We start from the raw sequence: 1,149 nt of genomic DNA on the forward strand, positions 1-1,149 counted from the left end.
TGACCACTTGACTAAACTGAACAGAGATTGAATTTCCGGGCCATTAAAATTAGCTGGGGATAAGGTTGCGCCCCCAGAATTATTCTGTGTCCAAAGACTTAAGGTCAGTTGTCCGCTATTGGAACGATTAGGATCGGTAGTGACAAAGTCAAAACTACCCCAGTTAGGATTGCCTCCAATCTCCTGCCAATTGCGCTTCTTCATGGCATTTTCTAGTCTTAACCATTGAAAACGACCATCGGGAAACAGAACTTGTCCCCGTTCTGGCCAAGCAATACCTACTAAGAGGGTTTTGGCAATGGGTTGGGGGTTATCATAAAAAGGTTCACTAGTGTTTTGGGCTTGCCAGCAGACGCTTAACTCATTCAACAAAACCCCATTAGCGGGAATTAAAATTGTGGGTTTAAAATCATTCGTTTCATCGAGATAGCGATTGACTAATTCCTGGGAGCCTTGGAATTTCAATTCGATGTTAATAGTAGAATGGGTTTCTTCAAAACGTTGTTCGAGAACAGCCAGGGGTTCTTGCAATTCTGTTCCACTTACCACATAAAGGGTTTGATTTCCCCCTGGTAAAGGAGCGTAGGCAATGCCTAGGGAAACAGCGATAATCCCCAGGGAGGTAATTGTTTTAGTGGTTTTATTATCCATGATTTATAACGATTTGCGACTTTATTGAGTACATATTTCTGGTTTTTTAGGGAACAGGGAATAGGGAACAGAGAAGAGGGAAGAGGGAATAGGGAACAGAGAACAGGGAACAGGGAATAGATCAGTTGGTATTAAACTTAAGTTATTTAAAGCAGTTTGCAATTGGGTATTGAAAACCGCTATAGCTGATAGCTGATAGCTAATAGCTGATAGCTGATAGCTGATAGCTTACTATCAAGTTAAGATAGGAAAAGAGCCATATTGTCTTGAAAACCTGCCAATTCCGTACTGAGGGAGCGCAATTCTTCCACGGCTTGGGTATCTTCTAAATTGCTTGTGCGCAGGCGATTCTGCAACTGTTGTAGAACTCCCGCAGTATCAGTAATCAAAGTAGCTAGAGCAATCACCTGGGCTTGTCTGGCATCTTCCCCTTGTCGGGCAAGGGTAATATTGTGCTTTAAGCTAGTCGCTAATTGCTGTAATTGTTGCCTAGCGACA

Annotated in this window: 1 protein-coding gene and 1 pseudogene; both read right to left on the minus strand. The window is 42.6% G+C overall.

The window, feature by feature from the left end:
- On the minus strand, nt 1-651 hold a 651-nt coding region (locus tag F6K20_RS39395), incomplete at its 3' end, for a substrate-binding domain-containing protein (RefSeq protein WP_287298584.1).
- 239 nt (nt 652-890) lie between these two features.
- Nucleotides 891-1,149, minus strand: a pseudogene (locus tag F6K20_RS39400) (hypothetical protein); the annotation flags it as partial.

It is taken from the genome of Moorena sp. SIO2C4, assembly GCF_010672485.1.
Classification (GTDB): domain Bacteria; phylum Cyanobacteriota; class Cyanobacteriia; order Cyanobacteriales; family Coleofasciculaceae; genus Moorena; species Moorena producens.